At 69.2% G+C, this 21,683-nt stretch carries 16 protein-coding genes and 6 pseudogenes; 14 read left to right on the forward strand and 8 right to left on the reverse strand.

Annotated features, from left to right (window positions below; genetic code table 11):
- Nucleotides 1–111 precede the first annotated feature (111 nt).
- Nucleotides 112–543: a hypothetical protein gene (locus SALPAC2_RS0107175; protein WP_018215973.1), complete on the forward strand. Its 432-nt coding sequence runs from the start codon at nucleotides 112–114 to the stop codon at nucleotides 541–543.
- 244 nt (nucleotides 544–787) lie between these two features.
- Here the strand turns inward: SALPAC2_RS0107175 and SALPAC2_RS0107180 are convergent, their stop codons facing one another.
- From SALPAC2_RS0107180 to SALPAC2_RS0107195, 4 genes are all read right to left on the reverse strand, one after another.
- Nucleotides 788–1,669 carry a TIGR01777 family oxidoreductase gene (locus tag SALPAC2_RS0107180; protein WP_026184506.1) on the reverse strand — a complete coding sequence of 294 codons (882 nt, stop codon included), beginning with the start codon at nucleotides 1,667–1,669 and terminating at the stop codon, nucleotides 788–790.
- Nucleotides 1,670–1,832: 163 nt separating this feature from the next.
- Nucleotides 1,833–2,462, reverse strand: a complete 630-nt coding sequence (locus SALPAC2_RS0107185) for a response regulator transcription factor (RefSeq protein WP_223874210.1) — start codon at nucleotides 2,460–2,462, stop codon at nucleotides 1,833–1,835.
- A gap of 60 nt (nucleotides 2,463–2,522) precedes the next feature.
- Nucleotides 2,523–3,326, reverse strand: coding sequence for an ABC transporter permease (locus SALPAC2_RS0107190; protein WP_018215976.1), 804 nt, complete (start codon nucleotides 3,324–3,326; stop codon nucleotides 2,523–2,525).
- Complete coding sequence (locus SALPAC2_RS0107195) at nucleotides 3,323–4,255, reverse strand: ABC transporter ATP-binding protein (protein WP_018215977.1); 933 nt, start codon at nucleotides 4,253–4,255, stop codon at nucleotides 3,323–3,325. Before SALPAC2_RS0107195 ends, SALPAC2_RS0107190 begins: the two co-directional genes overlap by 4 nt.
- Before the next feature lie 623 nt (nucleotides 4,256–4,878).
- Here SALPAC2_RS0107195 and SALPAC2_RS0107200 point away from each other — a divergent pair.
- From SALPAC2_RS0107200 to SALPAC2_RS24550, 3 genes are all read left to right on the forward strand, one after another.
- Nucleotides 4,879–6,036, forward strand: a complete 1,158-nt coding sequence (locus tag SALPAC2_RS0107200) for a sensor histidine kinase (protein WP_162561305.1) — start codon at nucleotides 4,879–4,881, stop codon at nucleotides 6,034–6,036.
- Nucleotides 6,037–6,196: 160 nt separating this feature from the next.
- The gene (locus SALPAC2_RS28170) at nucleotides 6,197–6,325 is read left to right on the forward strand and encodes a hypothetical protein (protein WP_263404689.1); all 129 of its coding nucleotides are present in this window, start codon (nucleotides 6,197–6,199) and stop codon (nucleotides 6,323–6,325) included.
- Between the two features lie 25 nt (nucleotides 6,326–6,350).
- Nucleotides 6,351–7,601: an MFS transporter gene (locus tag SALPAC2_RS24550; protein ID WP_018215979.1), complete on the forward strand. Its 1,251-nt coding sequence runs from the start codon at nucleotides 6,351–6,353 to the stop codon at nucleotides 7,599–7,601.
- A 242-nt stretch (nucleotides 7,602–7,843) separates the two neighbouring features.
- On the opposite strand, the gene SALPAC2_RS0107215 is transcribed toward SALPAC2_RS24550, so the two are convergent.
- Nucleotides 7,844–9,100, reverse strand: a complete 1,257-nt coding sequence (locus SALPAC2_RS0107215) for a DUF418 domain-containing protein (RefSeq protein ID WP_018215980.1) — start codon at nucleotides 9,098–9,100, stop codon at nucleotides 7,844–7,846.
- A gap of 89 nt (nucleotides 9,101–9,189) precedes the next feature.
- On the opposite strand from SALPAC2_RS0107215, the gene SALPAC2_RS0107220 reads away from it, so the two are divergent.
- Complete coding sequence (locus tag SALPAC2_RS0107220) at nucleotides 9,190–9,921, forward strand: TetR/AcrR family transcriptional regulator (RefSeq protein ID WP_026184508.1); 732 nt, start codon at nucleotides 9,190–9,192, stop codon at nucleotides 9,919–9,921.
- Nucleotides 9,922–10,573: 652 nt separating this feature from the next.
- Here SALPAC2_RS0107220 and SALPAC2_RS25905 read toward each other — a convergent pair.
- From SALPAC2_RS25905 to SALPAC2_RS25910, 3 genes and pseudogenes are all read right to left on the reverse strand, one after another.
- Nucleotides 10,574–10,801, reverse strand: a pseudogene (locus tag SALPAC2_RS25905) (transposase); the annotation flags it as partial.
- A gap of 294 nt (nucleotides 10,802–11,095) precedes the next feature.
- A complete protein-coding gene (locus SALPAC2_RS0107230; protein ID WP_026184509.1) occupies nucleotides 11,096–14,281 on the reverse strand; it encodes an ATP-binding protein in 3,186 nt (1,061 codons plus the stop codon).
- Nucleotides 14,282–14,353: 72 nt separating this feature from the next.
- Nucleotides 14,354–15,202, reverse strand: a pseudogene (locus SALPAC2_RS25910) (dTDP-glucose 4,6-dehydratase).
- A gap of 318 nt (nucleotides 15,203–15,520) precedes the next feature.
- Between SALPAC2_RS25910 and SALPAC2_RS24555 the strand changes: the two are divergent.
- The 9 genes and pseudogenes from SALPAC2_RS24555 to SALPAC2_RS0107275 all read left to right on the forward strand — a co-directional run bounded on the left by SALPAC2_RS24555 (nucleotide 15,521) and on the right by SALPAC2_RS0107275 (nucleotide 21,669).
- Entirely contained in the window at nucleotides 15,521–17,113 is a 1,593-nt protein-coding gene (locus SALPAC2_RS24555) for an MFS transporter (RefSeq protein ID WP_018215985.1), read from the forward strand.
- Nucleotide 17,114: 1 nt separating this feature from the next.
- Entirely contained in the window at nucleotides 17,115–17,270 is a 156-nt protein-coding gene (locus tag SALPAC2_RS27235) for a hypothetical protein (protein ID WP_018215986.1), read from the forward strand.
- Nucleotides 17,271–17,357: 87 nt separating this feature from the next.
- Nucleotides 17,358–17,945, forward strand: a pseudogene (locus SALPAC2_RS25915) (FAD-dependent monooxygenase); the annotation flags it as partial.
- Nucleotides 17,946–18,030: 85 nt separating this feature from the next.
- Nucleotides 18,031–18,662: pseudogene (locus SALPAC2_RS24560) on the forward strand (hypothetical protein).
- An 80-nt stretch (nucleotides 18,663–18,742) separates the two neighbouring features.
- Entirely contained in the window at nucleotides 18,743–19,093 is a 351-nt protein-coding gene (locus SALPAC2_RS0107255; RefSeq protein WP_018215988.1) for a PadR family transcriptional regulator, read from the forward strand.
- Nucleotides 19,090–20,146, forward strand: a pseudogene (locus SALPAC2_RS24565) (hypothetical protein). The gene SALPAC2_RS0107255 and the pseudogene SALPAC2_RS24565 overlap by 4 nt, the downstream one beginning before the upstream one ends.
- A gap of 123 nt (nucleotides 20,147–20,269) precedes the next feature.
- Nucleotides 20,270–20,539: pseudogene (locus SALPAC2_RS24570) on the forward strand (hypothetical protein).
- A gap of 310 nt (nucleotides 20,540–20,849) precedes the next feature.
- Entirely contained in the window at nucleotides 20,850–21,278 is a 429-nt protein-coding gene (locus tag SALPAC2_RS0107270) for a hypothetical protein (protein WP_223874207.1), read from the forward strand.
- Between the two features lie 88 nt (nucleotides 21,279–21,366).
- Nucleotides 21,367–21,669: a hypothetical protein gene (locus tag SALPAC2_RS0107275; RefSeq protein ID WP_018215992.1), complete on the forward strand. Its 303-nt coding sequence runs from the start codon at nucleotides 21,367–21,369 to the stop codon at nucleotides 21,667–21,669.
- Nucleotides 21,670–21,683 lie beyond the last annotated feature (14 nt).

Raw genomic sequence — 21,683 nt, forward strand, 5'->3', positions numbered from 1 at the left:
GAGCGGGAATCTGCCCAAGAGAAGCAAACATCGATAGCATCGGGAAGTCGGCAGCACGTTACACGACGGCACCGTCGGAGCCAGGACGACAACGACAGCGGAGGAACGGGGATGCCTCAGCAAGCCGTTACGCGCAACCGCAGATGGTCGCCCACCGTCTCGGACAATCGCTGGTTGTTCGCAGCCTTCCTACTCACGATGACGGTGAGCGCCGCGCTGCTGTTCCTACCGCTGGTCGCGAGCGCCGAGAGCACCGTCGTCGGCACGCCCATGGAGGCAGGCCAGCAGGCCGGGACGGTGGAAACTACGGACCGAGAGAGCTTGCTAGAGGTCGCCGATTGGGATGCGGCCGCCCTGCTCCTGATCCCGGTGGCGGTGGCCGCCGCCCCGCTGGTCACGCCAAGGCGCGCGCGGCGGCCGATGGCGATCGCCTCGGCCTCGGTGCTCGGCATCAGCGTCATCCTCGGTGCGGCCTCGGTGGGCCTTTTCTATCTGCCCAGCGCGATCTTGTTGGTGGTTGGTGCGATTCGACAGCGCGCCTGAGCCATCAGGTCGGCGCTATCGGACTCTTCCCTTCACCAACCTCGTTGAGCGCTGGCGCGCGCGGGCCGATATCACCTGCTGCGACCTACGGCGCGCGGCGCCACGCCGTGAAGGACCCGCCGGCCGAAGGGCCGCGGCGCGTCAGCACCGCGCTGGGGTTTCGCGTATCGAAGTCCTTAACCTCGGTCCCCGTACGGTCGCGACCGCCGGTAGCCTCTCAGCCGGAAGGGGTGTCGTGGCCTAGTCACAGCAGCGCTCGCAGGCAGCCGTCGAGGGTCGGGTAGCGGAATTGAAACCCCGCCGACAGCAATCGCCGTGGCAGGACCTTCGCGCTCTGCAGCAGCAGCTCGTCGGCCACACCGGGCAGCGCGATCCGCGGCAACAGCGGGGGTACGGGAATGACCGGGCGCCGCATGATCCGCCCCAACGTCGCCGCGTACGCCGCATTCGTGATCGGGTTGGGGCTGGTGACGTTGAGCGGGCCGGCCAGCGCTGGAGTAGCGAGCGCGAACGTGATGGCGCGCGTGACGTCCTCGAGTGCCACCCAGCTTTGGTGACGCCGCCCGTGCCCGAAGCGGACCACCGGTCCGACGAGCGCGGAGCGCCGCATGGCCACCAACATGCCGGCGTCGCGGGCCTGGATGACCCCGAGCCGGGCCTGCACCACCCGACAACCGTGCTCGGTGGCCCGCGCCGCAGCGGCCTCCCAGTCTTGGCAGAGCCGGGCCAGGAATCCGTCCCCCGGCCGACTCTCCTCGGTCAACTCTTCGTCCCCGCGATCGCCGTAGTAGCCGATCGCCGACGCGGTGACCAGGACCGGTGCCGACCGCGCCCCGGCGAGAGCCGCCACCAACAGGTTGGTGCCGTCGATGCGGGAGCGATAGATCCGGTCCCGGTTCTTGGCGGTCCACAGCGTACCGATATTCGCTCCGGCCAGATGCACCACCGCGTCGAGGTCGGCGAGGTCGGCCCGGGCCAGCCGTCCCTCGGCCGGATCCCACTGGATGTCGCTGGGATGCGTCGGCAGCCGCCGCGAGACGCGCCGGACCTCGTGGCCTTCGGCGCGGAGGTGCTGAACGAGTGCCGTGCCGACCATACCGCTGGCACCAGTGACCGCTACCCGCAACGAGCCCCCTCTCGGGTGACAGTCCCGCCATCATATCGGCCACTCCCGACAGTTTGAGGGGGCGGACTACGAACTTGATCTTTAACCTGTGTGGTTTTCCCCCGCCGGTCGACGGTATGACCTGGTGGCGGTGCGGTCGGGTCTCCGGGTTGCCGGCCCAGGATCAAAGCCACCCGTTGTCTCGCGCCGTACGGAAAGCCTCCGCCCGGTTGGCCACCTTGAGCTTGCTGACTGCCGCGGAGAGGTGGTTGCGGACTGAGCCGATCGACAGATTGGTGCGGCGCGACACCTCGGAGACCGGCGTGGCCAACTCAGCCAGCCGCAGGACGTCCAGCTCGCGAGGGGTCAGCGGGCACTCGGGGGCGGTCAGCGCGTCGGCCGCGAGCGCCGGATCGACGTAGCGCCCACCGCCGTGCACGCGGCGGATCACCTCCGCCAGTGTGCCGCCCGGAGCACCCTTGGGCAGGAAGCCCTTGGCACCCGCGGTCAGCGCCCGATGCAGATGCGGCGGACGGCCGTGTCCGGTGAGGATCACCGCCTTGCAACCCGGCAGGACGCGGGCCAGCTCGGCGCACACCTCCATGCCGTTCAGGGCCGGCATCTGCAGGTCGATCACGGCGACGTCGGGCCGGTGGGCGCGGGCGGCGGTCAGCGCGCCACGCCCATCGAATGCCTCAGCCACCACCTCGATGTCGGGCTCCAAACCGAGCAGGGCGGCGAGCCCCGCCCGGATCAGATCCTCGTCGTCGGCCAGCAGCGCCCGGATCATCGGCCCGGCGCCGTCGCCACTCATGACCATCCGCACCTTCACCTCGTCTGGAACTCCCATGGTGCACCATGGGTCGGCGGCGGATCAGACCTGCCGGGGCTCCCACCGGAAGAACCGGCGGGTCAGCCAGGCGCTGATGACCAGCCACACCAGCAGCACACCGGCCGAGGGCAGCGCGATCAGGTGACTGTCCCAGAAGCCGAGCGCCCGGCCCCCGTCGGTCTGTCCCAGCCACCCGACGCGCAGCATTTCGGTGAACGGGCCGGTCGGCAGGAACCACAGCACCCGCTCAATCGGCGCCGGCAGCGCGCCCAGCGGAAGCAGGGCACCCGGGGCGGCCAGGAAAGTCACCATGGACGGCAGGGTGGTCAGCATCGCGGCCTCGGAGCTGCGGGTGACCGCGGACAGTACCGCGGCGAAGGCGGCCATCACGGCGGCTCCCAGCAGCAGTGCAAGCAGGATCACCAGCGGGTGCCGCGGCACCGGCAGGTCGAGCACCAGGATGGCATAGAGCACCAGTACGGCGGTCTGCGCCAAGAAGGTGAGCACGGTGCTGCTGGCGGTGCCGAGTAGGATGGTGCTGTCGGACGGCAGACCCACACGCATCCGCTTGAGCACGTTCTCCTGCCGGCGCGAGGCGTAAACGGTGGTCAAGTGATGGTGCACCACGAAGACCACGATCAGCGCGGTCACGCTGACCACCCGGCGCACCCCGGAGACCGCTTGGCCGCCGTATCCGCTGGTCAATAGCAGCCCGATGAGCAGCGGAGTGACCACGGAGAGGGCAGTGGCGGTCCAGTTGCGCCGCAGCGCCAGCAGCTCCATGCGCAGCAAGGCGAGCATCTGCCAGGACGGCCGCGCCGCCCGATCTGTCGTGACGGTGGTCATCGAACTTCCTCACGTTCCAGTCGGTGACCGGCGTGAGCGTGCTCGCCGGCGATGTCCAGGAAGACGTCCTCGAGGGTGGCCGGGCGCGCGGAGAGCCCGTACAGCCGCACTCCGGCGGCTTTGGCCCAGTCCAGCAGCCGACAGAGGTCGCCCTGCAGGTCGCGGGTCTCGTAGGCGACGCGGTCGCCGTCTACCGAGAGCGTGCCGTGCGGCAGGTCGGGCAGGTCGGACCGCTCCGGTAAGCGGAACGTGATCCGCGCCGGCAGCGTGTGCACCACCTCCTCGGGCGTTCCGTGAGACACGATGTGCCCGCCCTGCATGATCGCCACTCGGTCGGCGAGCACCTCCGCCTCTTCGAGGTAGTGCGTGGTGAGCAGGATGGTGGTCCCGCCCGCCTGCAGCTCGCGGATGACATCCCACGTGCGGCGCCGCGAGGCCGGGTCCATGCCGGCGGTCGGCTCGTCGAGGAAGAGCACCTCCGGACGGCCCATCACGGCCAGCGCCAGCTCCAGCCGCCGGCCCTCGCCGCCGGAGAGCTGCTCGACGGCGACGTCGGCCCGGTCGGCCAGCTCCATCGTCTCGAGCATGTCGCGGGTGGTGCGCGGACGGACGGTGAGCGCACGCCAGGACTCGATGGTCTCGCGTACGGTCAGGGCGCCGGTGAAACCGCCGTGCTGGAGCAGCACGCCGGTCCGCGGACGCACCGCGGAGCGGTCGGCGATCGGGTCCAGGCCGAGCACCCGCACCTCGCCGGAGGTCGGCCGCTGCAACCCCTCGAGCGCCTCGATCGTGGTCGTCTTGCCGGCGCCGTTGGTGCCCAGCAGCGTGAACAGCTCGCCGCGACGGATGGCCAAAGACACCCCCCGGACCGCCTCGAACTTCCCATAGCTGCGACGCAGCTGGTTCACCTCAATGACAACGTCCTTCATGACATCAGCCTGTCCATCCGGGAACACAATGCCAATCCCCGTGTTGTCATGACTCGACCGTGTCGTTTGCACGGTTGACCCCTGCACTGAACCCGCCCCGGACGTGATCCTTTCCCACGCGGTCATTCGGGCCAGGACCGGCCCGGCCGGTCGGCGATGGCGAACAGGCGTCGGCGGACATCGCGCAGCAGGCCGTTGCGAACACCGTGGTGTCCAGCATGGTGCGGGCGACGTCGTCGGGGTGGAAGGCGCCGACCGCGGTGAACCCGACTCTCCGCGGCCGGCGCGGACCAAAGCGGTAAGCGACGCAGTCGCCGTACTCGGCGCGAAGGTGCGCTCCAGGGTGCCGAGCATGTCGGCTTCGAAGGCCGGCACCACCCCCATCACACGTTGCTCCGGATCCACGTCGCCGCGGGATTCCGACGGGTGCGGCCACCATTCCCTCCAGCCAGGGAGACTTCTTCCAGCGAAATTAGCCCGGCCGCGCACACTTGGGCAATCGCGCCCGGCGCCGATTCGACCGATTCATTCCGCACAATTACCGGTCTATTGGCAAAGCAAGTTCGCGGCAGTTCCCGCAAACCTGGCAGCCCGGCCCGCATTCTGTCGCGTAATCTGTATCGGTGATCGGATCGATGCTCGTCGCACGCCCGGATCCGCGCACCGTCCGAGCCCGGTGGGTCACCTTCGCCGGCATCGCCAGCGCCGGCGCGGCATGCGTGGTCCTCGCCATGTCGGGCGTCCGCTGGGAGGACGACCCGGTTGTCATCGCCCTCGGTGCCGTCGGCCTGCTGGTGTTCGCGGCCGGGGTGGCCGGCGTGGCCTACCTCGCCGTGACGCCCGGTCTGCCGGCCCGCACGACCCGTCTGCTGCTGGCCGGATTCACCGTCACCTCGGCGCTGTCCGTACCGATGTCCGCCCCGCTGGGCGCGCCGCAGTGGCCGACGTGGGCGTTCGTCGGTGCCACCATCGGCGGCACCGCGCCCCTGCTGCCCCGGCGGTTCGCCTGGGCTGCGGCCGTCGCCGCGCCGGTGACGGCGGCGCTGGCCGCGGCCTGGACCGGCTCGTCACCGCGCGGCACGCTCACCATCACCGGGGTGCTCGGTCTCTCGATCGCGGTGTGGAACCTGGTGCACCAGTGGTTCTGGACCTTCCTGGTGCAGGCCCAGCAGGCCCGTGACGCGGCGAGCCGGGTCGCCGCCGGAGAGGAGCGGCTGCGGCTCGCCCGCGAGGTGCACGACTCGCTCGGGCACAGCCTGTCGGTGATCGCGCTGAAGACCGAGCTGGCCTCGCGCCTGGTGCATACCGACCCGGACCGTGCCGGCCGGGAGGCCGAGGATGCCCGGGCGCTGGCCGCCGCCGCGCTCACCGAGATGCGCGCGGTCGTGCACGGCTATCGCCGGGTCGACCTGCGCGAGCAGGTCCTCGCGGTGGCCCAGGTGCTGACCTCGTCCGGCGTACGGTGCGACGTGCGCCAGCCTGCCGACGACCTGCCGCCCGCCCTGGCCGGCGCCCTGCTGCCGGTGCTGCGCGAGGCGGTCACCAACGTGATGCGGCACAGCCGAGCGCAGACCTGCTCAATCACCGTCGCCCGCGCCGGGCCGGGCGCCCGACTGACCGTGATCAACGACGGGGCACGCGACGCCGGAGCGGCCACCGCCGATCCGCACAGCGGTGGACTGGATGGCCTGGCGGACCGACTGCGGGAGACCGGGGGCGTGCTGCACACCGAGCACCGCGACGGCGTCTTCAAGCTCAAGGCCACCGTCGGCGCCGCCTGACGGCCCGCTGCCGGCGGATCAGGAGCGGCCCATCAAGGGGTTTCCGGGCAGCGGGCGCTCGTCGGCGGCCGGCCACCGGGTCGGGTCGTCGCCCAGCGCCGCCAGTGGTTACGACGGTCCGGTGTCGGTTCTGAGAGCTCGGGATTCCGATCCCCACCTGATGTCATGGGAGGGACTCGCCACCGACGTCCGGGAGGAGATCATACCCGGTGACCATTATCCGATGTGGAGGGGCGACGGACTGGTGGCGTTGAGTCGCGCGGTCCGGCACACTCTGGCGAACACCTGACCAACCCGAAGGGAACGACCGACGGATGTCGTTTGACGTCGGACGCCGCGTGAGCGTCCTGCTGGCCATCGCCCTCTCCGCCTTCATCTTCAACACCACGGAGAATCTGCCGATCGGCCTGCTCAATCTGATGTCGTCCGACCTTGGCGTATCCCTGCCGGCCGCCGGTTTCCTGGTCACCGGATACGGCCTCGCCGTCGCTGCCGTGTCGCTGCCGATGGCGCAGCTCACCCGGCGCATGCCCCGCCGTTTCGTGCTCTCCGGTGTCATGGTCGTGCTGGCCGTGGCGACCATCGGATCGGTGCTGACCACCTCGTACGGCGTCCTGTTGGGCACTCGCATCGTCGTAGCCGTGGCGCAGGCCGTGTTCTGGGCCGTCATGGGTTCGGTCGCGGTCGGACTGTTCTCGCCGGAGATACGCGGCCGGGTCCTCGCCGTGACATCAGTGTGCGGCTCACTGGCCACCCTGCTTGGTGTTCCCGCCGGCACCTGGCTGGGTCAGCACACCCGGTGGCAGCTGCCCTTCATCATTCTCAGCGTCCTCGCGCTCATCATCGCCGCCCTCATCGCCGCGCTGCTGCCGACCACCCGACCGGAGGAGAGCCACGCCGCGTACGGCTCGGCCCCGGACCGCCGACACTTCTTCGTGGTGCTATTCACCACGGCGGTGGCGATGACCGGTCTGTACACCGGCTTCACCTACATCGGCGAGTTCATCACCCAGAACGCCGGCTTCCCGGAAAGCATGGTGGGTCCACTCCTGTTCGTCTACGGCGGCGCGGGAATCATCGGCGTCGCGCTATTGGGCCACCTGCTCGACCGACACCCGCGCAATTGCCTGGTGATCGCGGTCGGCGTGCAGACAGCCGCGATGCTGGTGCTGTTCCAGTACGCGGGCAACCAGGCCGTGGTCATCGCCGCCCTCGCTCTGCTCGGGCTTTCCGCCGCACCCATCTTCACGGCCACCCAGGCGCGCATCCTGCACGTGAGTCCCGGGCGTACGGAGATCGGGTTCGCCGCGAATTCGGCCGCCTTCAACGTCGGCGTCGCAGCCGGCGCATTCGTCGGCGGTGCCGTGCTGTCGGCATTCGAGGTCCGCGGTGCGTTCCTCGTTGGCGCATTGCTGACCCTCGCCACCGTGGCCCTCCTGCTGAGCGAGCCGTTGCTGAGCACGAAACGGCACCGCGGTCGCGCCGGACAGGAGTCCGCCGACGTCGCACGAACCTGCACCGCGCCCCGACCGAAGGCAGCCGCGGGACGGCGGGCGACCCGTTGACCTGGGGCCACCCCGTACCTAATGAGTCCCGAACGGCCTGCCGGGGTCCGCGGGATGCCTGCCCGTTACCTGGCTCTTGAGGTCTCCAAAAAGATCGGCGGCGCGGGCTTGGCAAGCCGTTCGTGTGGTGGTAACAAGCGCTGCGGTCCTGGCCGACAAGGCGTACACGTCCCCGGGCGAACCGCCGCTACCTACGCCGACGCGGTATCCGGGCCACAATCCCGTCCAAGGCATCAACCGACTCAAAGGCCACCGCGCCGTCGCGACCCGGTTCGACATACTCGCCGTGCACGCCGACCGCAGCGCGCCATCCCCGGCCGTTCTCCGTTGGTCACCCACCGCAGCGCCCACTCCGCCGGCCCGTACCGCTGCCGTCGCAGCCACCACGCGCTCACCGCGAGTTGCACCGCGAAGATCAGCAATGCCAGCCCGGTCGTCCCCATTGGCGACACACTCCCGGCCAAGCCAAGCCCGACACCGCTGAAGATGAGCAGCCCAAGAAGCGATTGCCCCAGGTAGTTGGTGAGCGCGATCCGCCCCGCCGGTGCCAGGGCCGGCTGCACGAACGCCAGCCGCGGGCTGTGCATCATCCGCAGCAGCGTGGCCACGTACGCGGCCGTCAGCAGCGGCGCGGTCACCGCGCTCACCGCCACGGCCAGCGTCTCGCCGTTGCCGCCACCCAGCGTGTACACCACACCGCCCGCGATCCCTACGGGGAAGCCGATCCGCTGGATCCGCCGCAGCACCGGCTCGTGACCGCGCACGCCCGCGAGGAGCCGTCGCCGGCCGGCGACCATGCCGAGCAGGAACATCGCCAGCGCCGTTGGCCCCTGGAACGTCGCGGACTGGAGCATCAGGAGGGGGAGCCCGGAGAGGTTGTGGCCGATGACGTCGCCCCATCCGCCGAGCATCGCGGCCGTTGCGTTCTCGGCGTTGGCCAGTGCCTCAGCTTCGGTCGGCAGGAACGCGGAGGAGTCCACGAGGAGCCCGCTGGTCAGCAGGCTCAGCAGCACGATCCCGTAGAGCAAGCCGGCGACGCGCAGCGCCGTCCGGTCGCGGACCCGCCGCATCCCGAGGAGGATCAGGCAGACCACCGCGTAGGTCATCAGGATGTCGCCGCCGTACAGGAGCACCGTGTGCAGGGCGCCGAGGATGAACAGGCCGGCGATCCGGCGCAGCATCCGCGGCCCGAACGCCGCGCCCGCGCGCTCCGCCGACTCCATCTGCAGGGTGAAGCTGTACCCGAACAGGAACGAGAAGAGGATGTAGAACTTCATGTCGACGAACACCGCGGACACGTCCCGCGCTAGGTCGTCGAAGAGCGAGGAGAACGCCGGGTCCGGAACGAGGTTGCCGGGGTAACCGGAGGCCATGAAGGTGATGTTCACGACGAAGATGCCGAGCAGCGCGAAGCCTCGCACGGCATCGACGTCGTGGAGGCGCTGCCCGGCGGGCGCCCGGTTCGCCGTGGCGCCTAACGCGCTCGCTGATCCGTCCATATGCTTCTTCTTCCACTCGCCCCAACCGCACAGTTAGTGTACCGGAGATACTATCCATGGGACACAATAAACCGTCCACCGCCGGAGAGGTGCCCGCCGACTTGGCGCGGCTCTGGCGGCTCTCGGCGTCCGCACGACGCGGCCGGCCCGCCGAACTCGACGTCGACCGGGTCGTCGGCGCCGCTGTCGACCTAGCCGACCGGGAGGGCCTGGACGGGGTGACCCTCCAGAAGGTCGCGCAGGCGCTCGGCTTCACCAAGATGTCGCTGTACCGGCACGTGGGCTCGAAAGAAGAACTCGTCGAGCTGATGGCCGACCACGCCACCGGGTCCGCCCCCGGGCTCGACGCGGACAGCTGGCGCGACGGCGTGCACTGGTGGGCGGCGGCGATCCGCGCCCGGTACGCCGAGCACCCGTGGCTCGTGGAGGTTCCGGTCGTGGGCCCGCCCCGAGGGCCGAACGCCATCGGCTGGATGGACGCGTTCCTGCGGGTCCTGCGCGACACCGGCCTGGATCCGGGGACGAAGGCAGGCGTCCTCGTCGTCGTCAGCGGATACGTGCGCAACGCGATCCAGCAAGGCCGGCAGATGGCGGAGGGCCGCCGCGGCACCGGGCTTAGCCAGGCGGATGCTGAACAGAACTACGGCCGGGCCCTCGCCGCGCTCGTCCACCCCGAGCGCTTCCCGGAGGCCGCACTGCTGTTCAAAGCAGGCGCCTTCGAGACGGAACCAGGCGAAAACCCAGAGGACCAAGACTTCGTTTTCGGCCTCGACCTGATCCTCGACGGCGTCGAGGCAGCCATCGCGCGACTCAATCGATGACGGGCGCCAAGTAGCCGCCGGGGTTCTGGTCACAGCTCGCCGACCCGCATCGGACCCCGGTCCGGCGCCGGACCGGCGTGTCACCAACTCGGCAAACCTCTGTGATCAGCGCACTTGCCGTCGGCTGCCCGGCGCAAAAGGCGATTTGAGTGCCACTTCAGGCGGCCAGCCTCGGTCGGATAGGTGTTGGTGGCCGAGGAACACGATCCGGTGACTACCGCGAGCTGCCTTGCCCGACCGGTCCACCGTCGGCGAGGATCTCAACTGGTCGGCCCCCGCCTGGATTTGTGCGCGCTGCCGGACGCCAGCCCCGACGGTCCACCGTCGGCGAGGATCTCAACGGTGACGTAGTCGATGATCTGCCACCGCCACAGCCTGACCGCCACGACGCCGCCCGGCCGGCAGGCCAGACGGCGTGTCAACCAACACCGTGAACGTTCGTGGTCACGGCACTCGCCTCGCTATCTACTTCTGTGACCCCGCACAGCCCTGGCAGCGCGGCACGAACGAGAACAGCAACAGGTTCCCTCGCGGCCCGCGTCTTGGCGGCCGAGCCCTAGTAGTAGAAGCTCGAGCGAGACACCCCGATAACCTTGCACAACCGCTTCACGCCGTAGCGCTGCTGATGGTCGGCGACGAACCGGGGAGCGGTTCACCAGCGCGTCCCGGCGAAATACCGGGCCGCCTTCCGCAGAATGTCCCGTTCTTCCTCCAGTTCGCGGACCCTGCGTCGCAACGCGGCGTTCTCGTCCTCCACCGAGCCAGCCGCCGGCGGCGCCGCCGGCCCGCCCGACGCTCCCCGACGCTGATCATCGGCGCGGACCCAACTGCGCAACGTCTCCCGGTTGCCCCCGAGATCGTCAGCGATCTGCGCGATCGTCGCCCCCGGCCGAGACCGCTACAACGCCACCGCGTCGGCCTTGAACTCGGCGGGGTAGTGCTTCATCACAATCTGTCAGGGACGCCTGATCTCCCCGGACCATCACGATCCAAGGCTCAAGTGTCCAGGACCAGGGGGCAACTCCCGTGAACCACCTACGCAAGATCATGCGCAAGTTGGGTCGCTCCTCCCCGGGTGCAGGTCGCCGGGTGGATCAGGCAACAGGAGCAGGGCACACGCGAGGGCGCAGAAGCCAGCTGAGCCTTTCTCCGGCTACGAGCGGCGGCCACAGTGTCACCGGCAGGGCAGGTGCTCCTGCGGCTCCTGTCCCCGGCCAGTCTGGAGTTGCGCGGCGAATTCTTCCGTACCGAGACTGTCACGCACCGCCGCGGTGATCCGCTCGACGTCGGGACGCGCCGGTGCCGGTACCGGCGCGCCGAGCCGTTCCCGCAGCGCGGCGGCCGTCCCGAGTAGCCGGGCCGCACGGACCGGGCGGCCCGCGACGACCTGCGTGCCGGCGAGCCCTTCGAGCGCGAGTGCCGCGCTCCGCTGATCGCCGAGCTTTCGGGCGCGCGTGTAGCTCGCGATGTGACAGGCGAACGCCTCGGAGGCGTCGCACCGGAGTTCCGCGACGAACCCCAACTCGGCCAGCGTGTTGACAACACCGGGCTCGTGCCCGATCCGCTGATAGGACTTCAGGGCGTTGCGGAGGTGGGCTTCCGCCGTGTCGAGGTCGCCCGCGCGACGCGAACAGCCGCCGAGGTTCGCGTCCGCCACGATCTCCCAGAAACGGTTCGACTGTTCGGCCGCGAGCCGCGCCGCTCGTTCCAAGGGCTTCCTGGCGCCCGAGTAGTCCCCGGTGAACATGGCGACCCGGCCCAGGCCGACCAGCTTCACCGGGACGTCGGCCCAGAGGCCGAGGTCCTCTGCGGTGCGAAGCCCCTCCCGGTGCCAGCGCTCCGCCTGCGCGTAGTCGCCGGCCAACTCGGCGAGTTCGGCGAGGCTTCCGGTGGCCTGCAACTGGCCCCAGCGGTCGCCGAGCTCGTTGAACAGCTCGACGCTGCGCTCGCAGTCCCGGCGCAGGGTGGTGAGGTCGTCGCGCAGCATGGTGAAGAACCCCCGCGTCCACAGCGCGGCGGCGATCCCCCACTGGTCCTCGAGCGCGCGGAAGGTCGTCAGTGCCCAGCGCACTTCGGCCTCGCTGGCAGCGAGGTCACCGAAGCTGTACAGCGCGGCCCCCCGGAACCACCGCGCTCTGGCCAGGCCCACATCAGCGCCGGCTCCCACGATCTCATCGTCGCCGACGTCGGGCCGCTCGCCCAGCATCAGGCGGATGCCCGCCGACCAGGCCAACGCTGCAGCCCTCAGGTTGTCCGGAGCCGGGCCGGGGTGCGCGTGCGCGGCGGCCAGCCAGTCCTGACCCTCTCGCAGCCTGCCGCGGAGCACCCAATACCACCCCAACGCGGTAACCAGTCGTAACGCCTCCTCAGGCCGATTTTCTCGCAGAAAGGTATCCAGCGCGACGCGGAGGTTGGCGTTCTCCCGGTCGAGGATGGACAGCCAGCTTCGTTGCCCGTGACTGCGCAGCTGCGGCTCGGCCTCTTCCGCGAACGCGAGATAGTGCCGACTGTGCCTGCGGCGGACCTCGTCGAACTCGCCCGCCTCGCGCAACCGCTCGACGCAGTAGGCCATGACGGGGGCGAGCAGCCGGTAACGGCGGTCGTCGGTGACGGTCACCAACGACCGGTCGACCAGGCTGGCCAGGAAGTGGACCACCACGGCGGGCGCCACGTCCTCGCCCGCGCAGGTCGCCACCGCGCCGTCGAGGGTGCACCCACTGACATGCACTGCCAGCCTGCGTAGAACCGCACGCTCCGCGACGGACAACAGCTCCCAGCTCCAGTCGATCGTTGCCCGTAGGGTCTGGTGGCGTTTCGGCTCACCGCGTTTACCCGCGGCGAGCAGGTGAAACCGGTTGTCAAGCGCGCGGGCCTGCTCGTGCACCCCCATGCCACGCACCTGCGTGGCAGCCAGTTCCAGCGCCAGCGGGATGCCCTCCAGGCGACGACAGATGCTCACCACCGCGGCGGCGTCATCGGGGGTGATGGCGAACCCCGGCGAGGCGGCCGCAGCACGGGCGGCGAAGAGTTTCACCGCGCTCGACCGGGCCGGATCGGTGTCGGTATCAGTGTCGGGCACCCCGAGCGGCGCTACGACGTGCACCTGCTCACCGGTGAGCCGTAGGGGCTCCTGGCTGGTCGGCAGCACGTGCAGGCCGGGGGCCGCGCGGAGCAGTGCGTCGATCAGTTCGGCGGTGGCATCGATGACGTGCTCACAGTTGTCGAAGACCAGCAGCGCGCGGTTGGCGCGCAGCATCTCGACCAGCCGGTTGGTAGGCGATGCGAACCACGTGGCACGCGACCGACTGGAGGCGATCCCGTCCCGGACGTCCAGAATCCTGGCCACGAGCGCAGCCACGGTGGCGGTATCAGCGCCAGGTGGCAGGTTCACCAACGGAATGAGGAATGTGCCGCCCGGAAAAGAGTCCCGCAGGCGCTCGGCCGTGGCGAGCGCGAGCCTTGTCTTGCCCACGCCACCGATCCCGGTGAGGGTGACGACACGCCCGGTCAACAACAGCGAGCAGACCGTCTCGAGGTCTCCGTCCCGGCCGATCAGGTCGGTGAGCGGCGCGGGCAGGTTGGTCGGCGGACCGACATCCGCAGGGACGGGGTCGAGCGCGGGACTCTGGTCGAGCATCGCGCGGTGCAGCTCGACCAGTTCGCGGCCCGGGTCGGTTCCCAGTTCGCTGCGCAGCCGTTCACGCAGTTCGGCGTATCCGTGCAGTGCCTCTCCCTGCCGTCCGGCCCGGTAGAGCGTGAGCAGGTAGGTGGCCTGCAGGCGTTCCCGGAGCGGGTACTGGGCGACGACCTCGGCCAGCTCTGCCACCAGCTGCGCTTGCTCGCCCAGTTCCAGGCGGGCCCGTGCGTGGTCCTCGATCACCCGCACGCGCTGGTTGTCCAGCACCGCGATCGCCGGACGGGCGAACTCCAGGTCGGCGACATCGGCGTACGGCTCGCCCCGCCACAACGTCATCGCCTCGGCGAACAGGGCCGCACGTGCCCGCGGGTCCTCGGTGGCCCTCGCCTGCCCGACTATCCTGGTGAATCGCTCGGCGTCCACCGCGCCGGGCTCGGTGCGCAGGAGGTAGCCGCTCTGCTGGTGCACGACAGCGTTCCCGGCGCCCGGTTCGGCGGCCTCAAGCGACCGGCGGAGCTGCCAGATCTTATTCTGCAGCGTCGCGAGTGGTTTGGCGGGCAGGTCACCACCCCACAGGTCCTCGATCAGTCGATCGGTGGACACGATCCTGCCCTCCCGCACCAGGAGCGCGACCAGGAGGGCCCGCAGCTTCGTCCCGGACACCGACACCGGAACGCCCGCAGACGACCAGACCGCCACTGGACCAAGGACCCCGAAACGCATGATCCAACAGTAGTACGGCAGCCGCCATTCAAGATCTCGGCTGGAGTCCTGAATTGAGGCGGCGCGGGAAGATCATTGGGTTGGTGCAACGCCCTTCAACGGCTTCCACCACCACTCGTTCTCCCGATACCACTCGATGGTCGTAGCCAACCCGGCGCGGAGGTCGTCGCAGCGTGGCCGCCAGCCCAGCTCGGTGCGGAGCTTGGTGGTGTCATTGGCGTAGCGCAGCTCCCCTCCCCCGACCCGATCAGGTACGTCTCGCCGATGCGCCCCGCCCGTAAGATCGCGTGTACCGCCGAGCTGTGATCGTCGACGTGTGTCCACTCCCGCACGTGCCCGCCGGAGCCGTACGATTTCGGGCGATCGCCGCAGATAATGTTGGTGACCTGTCGGGAAATGAACTTTTCGACGTGTTGGTAGGGCCCGTAGTTGTTGGCGCAGTTGGATTGGGTGGCCGCCAGACCGTACGACCTCACCCAGGCCCGCACCAGCAGGTCCGAGCCGGCCTTCGTGGCCGAATACGGGCTGGAGGGGCCATACGGTGTGGTCTCCGTGAATTTCCCGGCCTCCATCGGCAGGTCTCCGCAGACCTCGTCCGTCGAGATGGTGGAACCGACGGTCGTGCCGGCGAGCGGCCTCCAGCAGGGTGTACGTACCGATCACGTTACTACGAACGAACGGCCAGGGGTCCTGTAGGAAACTGTCTACATATGACTCGGCTGCGAAGCCGACGAGGACGTCGACGTCGGCCACCAGTCGGTCGACGAGGGCGGAGTCACAGATGTCCCCCTGGTGGAACGTGACCGCCTCGGCGACCGGTGCGAGGCCTGCGCGGTTGCCGGCATAGGTCAATGCGTTGAGAACGACGACGTCACATTCCGGATGATTTCTGATCGTACATCCAGTGAAATTTGCTCCGATGAATCAAGCACCACCAGTGACAAGCATCCTGGGCATGCCCGGCACGGTCCTCCAGAACCGGGTTACTTTCTCCCCGCAAATTATTGCGTACCTGACCTGCCCCGCCGGTCGCGGCGCCTCTGCTATGCCGAACCCGGGCCCCCGCGCGGTACATCCGCGAGTTGGACACCAGACCGCGCGAGACGGCACGAGTGCGCGACGAAAGCGAGGCGAGAGCGGAACTTGCCAGCCTCACGGATGCAGGCCGAGGGGGTTCGACACCAGTGGCGGACCCCGTGACAGGTAGCGCCAGGAGCACAATCCGCCGAGGAGAACACCATGACAAAGCCCGAGCCTGAAATCGGCCGGGGCGACTCGTCCGCGACGGAGGATGAGGCACGCGCCGACCCGCGGGCGTGGATCGGACTCGCCGTGATGACCGCGGCCAGCATGCTGATCGCAATGGACAACACCGTGTTGTTCCTCAGCCTGCCGCAGATCACCGCCGACCTCAATGCCAGTGGGCCACAGATGCTCTGGATCCAGGACATCTACGGCTTCCTCGTCGCTGGGCTGCTGATCACCATGGGTACCGTCGGCGACCGGATCGGACGCAAACGGCTGCTGATGATCGGTGCCGCGGCGTTCGGCGCGGCGTCATTGATGGCCGCGTACTCCACAAGCGCCGAGATACTGATCGCCGCCCGCGGCATCCTCGGCATCGCCGGCGCCGCGCTGGTGCCGACGATCCTGGGCCTGGTAAGCGGCCTCTTCGTCAATCCGAAGGAGCGCACCCGGGCCATCGCGGTGCTGATGACCTGCTTCACCCTCGGCGGCGCGATCGGGCCGCTCGTGGGCGGCGCCTTGCTCGAGAACTACTGGTGGGGTGCGGTATTCATCATCGCCGTGCCGATGATGGCATTGGTGCTGCTGGTCACGCCGCTGCTGCTCGACGGCCCTACGACAACCCTGCCCGGCAAGCTCGACCTGCCCAGCGTCGGCCTTTCCCTGGTCTCCATTCTGCCGATCACCTTCGGCTTCAAGGAACTGGCCAGCGACGGCCTGTCGTGGCCGGTCGTGGTCGGCACCGTTGCCGGCACCGGCTTCACCGTACTGTTCCTCCGGAGGCAGTACCGCCTCGAGAGCCCCCTGCTGGACCTGCGCCTGTTCCGCAACCGCGCGTTCAGCGTGTCACTGGGCGCGCTGCTGCTCGGGCAGTTCGCGATCGGCGGCATGCTGCTCCTACTGCCCCAGTACTTCCAGCTGGTGCTTGGCGAAACCCCGCTGCGGGCGGGCTTGTGGCTGCTTCCGGGCACCGTGGTCTTCGCGCTGACGGCCATGCTCATCCCCACCATCGCGGCCAAGGTTCGGCGCGACCGGCTGCTCGCGGGCACCCTGTTCGTCGCGGCCGCGGGATACGTCCAACTCGCCCTGGTGGGCCCCGGGTCGGGCCACTGGAGGCTGGTGATCGGCATGGTGGTCGTCCTCGCCGGGATGGCGCCGCTGGTGCTCCTGGTCACCGACCTGGCGGTGTCCAGCGCTCCGCCGGAGCGGGCCGGGGCCGCCGCCGCGATGTCCACTACCAGCACGGAGTTCGGTATCGCACTCGGCGTCGCCGCGCTCGGCAGTGTCCTCACCGCCGTGTACACCAGAGTGCTGAGTCCCATGCCAGCGGGCGTGCCGGAGGCAGACGCCGCCGCGGCCCGCGAAAGCCTCGCCCGGGCGAGCAACGTCGCTGGTGCGCTGCCCGATCCGGCCAGTGGCGAGCTGTTGACCGTGGCCAGGGAAGCGTTCGTAACCGGATTCAACGCCGTAGGTGTCATCAGCGCGGTGGTGGCGGTCGGCGCGGCGATCACCGTGAAGGTGCTGCTGCGCAATGGGTCCGAGCGGACCGATCACGCCGACTCGCCACGCGGAGAAAGGAATCGCTGACATGACCAAAATGACCAAGGAGGACCGGGAGCAGTTCCTGGCCGCGGTGCACATCGGTGTGCTGACGGTTGCCGGCGTCGGTGGCAGCGCGCCGTTGTCGGTTCCGCTCGGTTACCTATACGAATCGAGTGATGAAATCAGATTCGTCACTGTCTAACCAGGAGGGACGTCTGCGGGCGGGGTGGGTGAGGTGGGTGCAGCCGCCCTGGTGATCATGTATGTCTGAGGACAACCCCACGGCCGCATGACCGCCCCACCGCCGCCGGTCCTCGTCGTCGGATACGGGCCGGTCGGTCAGGTGCGGGCGCTGCTGCTGGCCCGGCATGGGCATCCGGTCACGGTGGTCGAACGCTGGGCCGAGCCGTACCCGATGCCCCGGGCCACCGTCTTCGACGGCGAGACGGCTCGGACCCTGGCGGCGCTCGGCCTCGGCCCGGCGTTCGACGCGATCGGGGTGGCGGTGGACGCGTACGACTGGCGCAACGCCGACGGCAAGCCGTTGATGCGGGTGGCCTTTGCGTCCCCCGGGGCGTACGGGTGGCCGGACGCCACCGCGTTCGACCAGCCCGCCCTGGAAGCGGCGCTGGCCGAGCGGGCCGCCGAGCCCGGGATCCGCGACCTCATCACGGTCCTGCGCGGGCACACGGCGGCCGGGATCGAACAGAACGCTGACGCCGTCAGTCTGACCGCGCAGAGACCGGACGGCGGCGCCCGGACACTGGCCGGCTCGCGGCTGATCGGCTGCGACGGCGCCAACAGCTTCGTCCGTACGGCGATCGGCGCCTCCGTCACCGACCTCGGGTTCTCCTACGACTGGCTGCTCTGCGATGTAGTGCCGCGCGAGGAGAACGCCTTCGGCACCGCCAACGCCGGCCGGCCGCTGACCGGGGTGGGCGTGGCGATGCTAGCCACACTGGATGGTCGCAGCCGGGCCATCGCACCACCTGCACGCCACCGCCGCCGCCTGGTCCATCCACACCGCCGGCAGCGCCTAGACGTGCTCGCCTCCGCCGAGGCCGAGCGGCGAGGCGACGCCCTCACCGCCGCCGCGATCCTGCGTAGCCCCATTCACGGCACCATCCACACCATCGGCGGACACGCCGACCCGGTGGCCACGCTGACCGCCGACCGGCCCCCACCGCGCACCCAGACGTGGGCGGAGCGCATCCAACGCCTAGACGGCCGGCTGACGTGGCTCGCCGGCATGTACCGACTCCCGGCCGGGCGCGACCCGATCCGGCGCATCCTCCACGCCCTACCCGCCCTCACCCTGCCGCCCCGCGCCCTCGCCCTTCTTGTCCTGCATCTCGCTGATGAGGACGAACTGGTCCGCGGCTGGCTCAACCAGCCGCCCTACCGCACGCGGATACCGGGCGACTGCCCCGGATGCCAGCGCTGTTCCCTCGAGGTGACCGTCGGGCCCGCCGCCGCCCGCACCGTCGTATGCCCCGCCGACTGCCGACACACCCCCGACTGCCGGTGCCCCGGCGGCGTGGACGGTGTACGGCACATCTGGCCCCGACATGCTGTCGTCACTGCACCACCGTGACCGCAGCCTAGGCGGCGACTACCCTCTGACACAGCTTGACGTTATATACCGTCCAACGTAATCTGCTCTACATGGCATCAATGCAGGAACCAACGTTCCTGATCCTCACCGCACTCGCGACAGGACCCAAACACGGCTACGGAATCACCCGGGAAGTCACCGAACTCTCCGAAGGAACAGTCACCCTACGAGCCGGCACCCTCTACGGAGCCCTCGACCGTCTCGTCGAACAAGAACTCGTCGCAGTCGACCGGCAAGAGGTCGTCGACGGGCGGCTACGCCGCTACTACCGCCTCACTGACACCGGCGCCGCCCGACTCGCCGAACAAGCCCGCCGACTCCGCACACACGCCGCGGCAGCCGAAAGCCGACTACAAAACCGACCCGACTCGGCACTCGGACTCCCCAACGCCTTCGGTGCTCCCGCATGACCGCCTCGGGGGAGGTCATGCCAGAACAGCGGGCACACATCGAATTAGAACGCTGGCACCGGCGACTCTTGTGGGCATACCCGATCGGCTACCGCCGGACCCACGGCCAGGAAATCCTCACTACGCTGATGGACTCCGCCGAACCGGGCCAACGAAAGCCCCACCGGGCCGACGTAGCGGACCTGCTACGCGGAGCACTACGGCAGTGGTTCCGACTACCAACCGGCAAGTCGGCCGTCATAGCAGCCGTACTAACGGCCATGACCCTCGGCGCCGTGGGGGCAGCCTCGGCCTCCTGGCTGGCGTGGCACATGAACGCCGATCTCCCGTCGGATACGGCAGCCGTGCAGACCGTCGAAATCGCCAGCGGAGCCCCACTGACCACACCGGAAGTCCGCCGGTATGACCGTCCACGGACGGTCTGGCGCAAGGTGACCGTGTCTGCCGCGCAAGGGATCTCAGTACCGGGTTGGTCGGTCGATGAAGCGCAGGCACGGCTGCGGGCCGACGGCTGGACGAGCAGGCCCGCCGAAACCATTTCCGCCTCGAGCCAAGGAGACGCGCGACTGGAAAAGATCGTCCAAAGGTTTCAGGCAACCCGGGACGGCCTTGTGCTCACCGTCACCACGGACACCACCCCTTCCGGTACGGTCCTGTCAACCGGAGAGATCTTCCCAGCGCAGCCGAAGTGGGAACCGGGAGCTATCTTGCTGGGCTGGTCCGTCGGAGCGGGCACCGGCTGGGTCCTCACCGGCTGGACGATGTACCACCTCCGACGCCGGTCGCTACCGCGCCGGCTGGCCGCTTTCGCGCTCGGCATCACCGCACTCAACTTCGCCGCCACATCCACCGTCAGCCTGTACGGGACGCTGGCCGAGCCCGTATTCACTGATCCCCCTGGCATCTACCCCTTCGCTCCAGCATATCGATGGATATTGATTAGTCCTGCCGCTGAATATGTCGGCGTAGCACTGGTCATCGGACTCACGATCCTCGTCCTAGCGGCCACGGGCCGCAACCAGACCAGCACAGCCCACGGCAACGACAACCTAGAGCGGCCCCGGGTTCAGCCCGCCGCACTCGCCGGCTGAACCCGGGGCCACCTCCACTGCTAGAGGAGAGGCTCCTACCCGTCCTCACCGAGCCGCCCTATGCACGGGGACATACGCTCGAATCATGGTCACTCTTGTCGGTCACCGCTACGGCACCGCCGCGCAGATCGCCCACGCCCTCGGCCCCGACATCACCGCCGCACGCGTCCGTGACTGGGCCCGCCGCTCCCGCCGCACCGGCGACAAGCTGCACGGCCTCCTGCCCGCCCGCCACCTACCCGGGCAGGGGCGCGGCACCACCTGGTACCGCTACGACTAGGGCGCCCACGTGGAGATGCTCACCCGCGTCGCCGGCCGCGGCCGGGCGCGTGTCGAGTTGACGGCAGCCGCCTGACCGAGCAATCGTGTTTTCACACATCCATCGCATAGGCGGAGTGCGCCCAAAGCCCCGATACCATGCACTTGTGTGGAACTTTCGTCGGCCGCCGACCGGTTTGAGTAGACGTGCTCGCTCGTTCGTCGGCGTTCACGGAGTGTGGCTCGATGCGCCGCCGGTGAGCCAGTTTCGAGGCGCATGGCAGAAGGCGCAGGTTCCTGACGAGGTCATCGACCGCGCCGAGGCGTATCGGGCCCGGTGGGGTGGTCTTGTCCTGCCGTCCGCGCCGGGCATGCCCGAAGATGCGGCGGGCCCACGGATGCTCAGCGTGGACACGCCGGAGTGGGAAGACACCTTTGCTCCCAAGGGGTGGTTTTTCGAGGCCGGTCCACAACGCACCGCTGTGCCGTATTCATTCCTGATCGGACCGGACGGCACATTCGGAATCGCCGGTGGCGACGATGGGCAGTGGATCCCGTTGTATTACAGCATCGACGGGTGGGTTGAGGCCCTGGCTCTGGCATGGGCGGCCATGGACATCGCGGACACGGTCACCAGGCTGACCGGTTCGGCCGTCGACCAGCTCGACCTGAACACCATGCAACCGGTCGCAGAGGTTGGTGGCATCACCAACGGCTGGTGGTATCGGCCGGGTCTGCTCGCTGCCGTGTACTCGGGCGAGTCAGCGCTGTTCGCGAGGCCGGACTACCGCACCGCCTACCTGTACGCCGGCAACATCGACGAGCAGTGGTTGTAACGCCGCTACGACATCGGCACGTGGAGGCGGGCAGGTCACAGGCTGGGACGGCCTGCCCGCACACCACATACCAGCACAGGGGGCGGTCGTGACGTATCCGGCTAGTCTCAGCATCCGCACCATCACCGGTGTCATCCTCACCGCCGACGGCGCCCCCGCTTCTGGCACGATCCGGCTGACCCGGGCCATCCCCCTACAGGGCCCCGGCGACGACATCACCATCCAGCCCGGCGCGCACACCGCCACACTCGACACCACCGGTGCGTACATTGTGCCCGTCTCGGACGACGTCGAGGCGACATCGGGTGCCGGCGCGCTGAACGCCCGCTTACCAGGTCTGGGGCGGCTGGACCTTTGCCCTGGCGGGTCAGGTTCCGCCGGCGGCGTCTGACCCGGGCGGTCAGG

This window comes from Salinispora vitiensis (genome assembly GCF_000378825.1).
Lineage (GTDB): Bacteria > Actinomycetota > Actinomycetes > Mycobacteriales > Micromonosporaceae > Micromonospora > Micromonospora vitiensis.

Bases quoted from the DNA above. Each gene is read 5' to 3' on its own strand.
- SALPAC2_RS0107175 (WP_018215973.1), top strand. From the start codon at position 112: ATGCCTCAGCAAGCCGTTACGCGCAACCGCAGATGGTCGCCCACCGTC.
- SALPAC2_RS0107185 (WP_223874210.1), bottom strand. From the start codon at position 2,462: ATGAGTGGCGACGGCGCCGGGCCGATGATCCGGGCGCTGCTGGCCGAC.
- SALPAC2_RS0107190 (WP_018215976.1), bottom strand. From the start codon at position 3,326: ATGACCACCGTCACGACAGATCGGGCGGCGCGGCCGTCCTGGCAGATG.
- SALPAC2_RS0107195 (WP_018215977.1), bottom strand. From the start codon at position 4,255: ATGAAGGACGTTGTCATTGAGGTGAACCAGCTGCGTCGCAGCTATGGG.
- SALPAC2_RS28170 (WP_263404689.1), top strand. From the start codon at position 6,197: ATGTCATGGGAGGGACTCGCCACCGACGTCCGGGAGGAGATCATACCC.
- SALPAC2_RS24550 (WP_018215979.1), top strand. From the start codon at position 6,351: ATGTCGTTTGACGTCGGACGCCGCGTGAGCGTCCTGCTGGCCATCGCC.
- SALPAC2_RS0107215 (WP_018215980.1), bottom strand. From the start codon at position 9,100: ATGGACGGATCAGCGAGCGCGTTAGGCGCCACGGCGAACCGGGCGCCC.
- SALPAC2_RS0107230 (WP_026184509.1), bottom strand. From the start codon at position 14,281: ATGCGTTTCGGGGTCCTTGGTCCAGTGGCGGTCTGGTCGTCTGCGGGC.
- SALPAC2_RS24555 (WP_018215985.1), top strand. From the start codon at position 15,521: ATGACAAAGCCCGAGCCTGAAATCGGCCGGGGCGACTCGTCCGCGACG.
- SALPAC2_RS27235 (WP_018215986.1), top strand. From the start codon at position 17,115: ATGACCAAAATGACCAAGGAGGACCGGGAGCAGTTCCTGGCCGCGGTG.
- SALPAC2_RS0107255 (WP_018215988.1), top strand. From the start codon at position 18,743: ATGCAGGAACCAACGTTCCTGATCCTCACCGCACTCGCGACAGGACCC.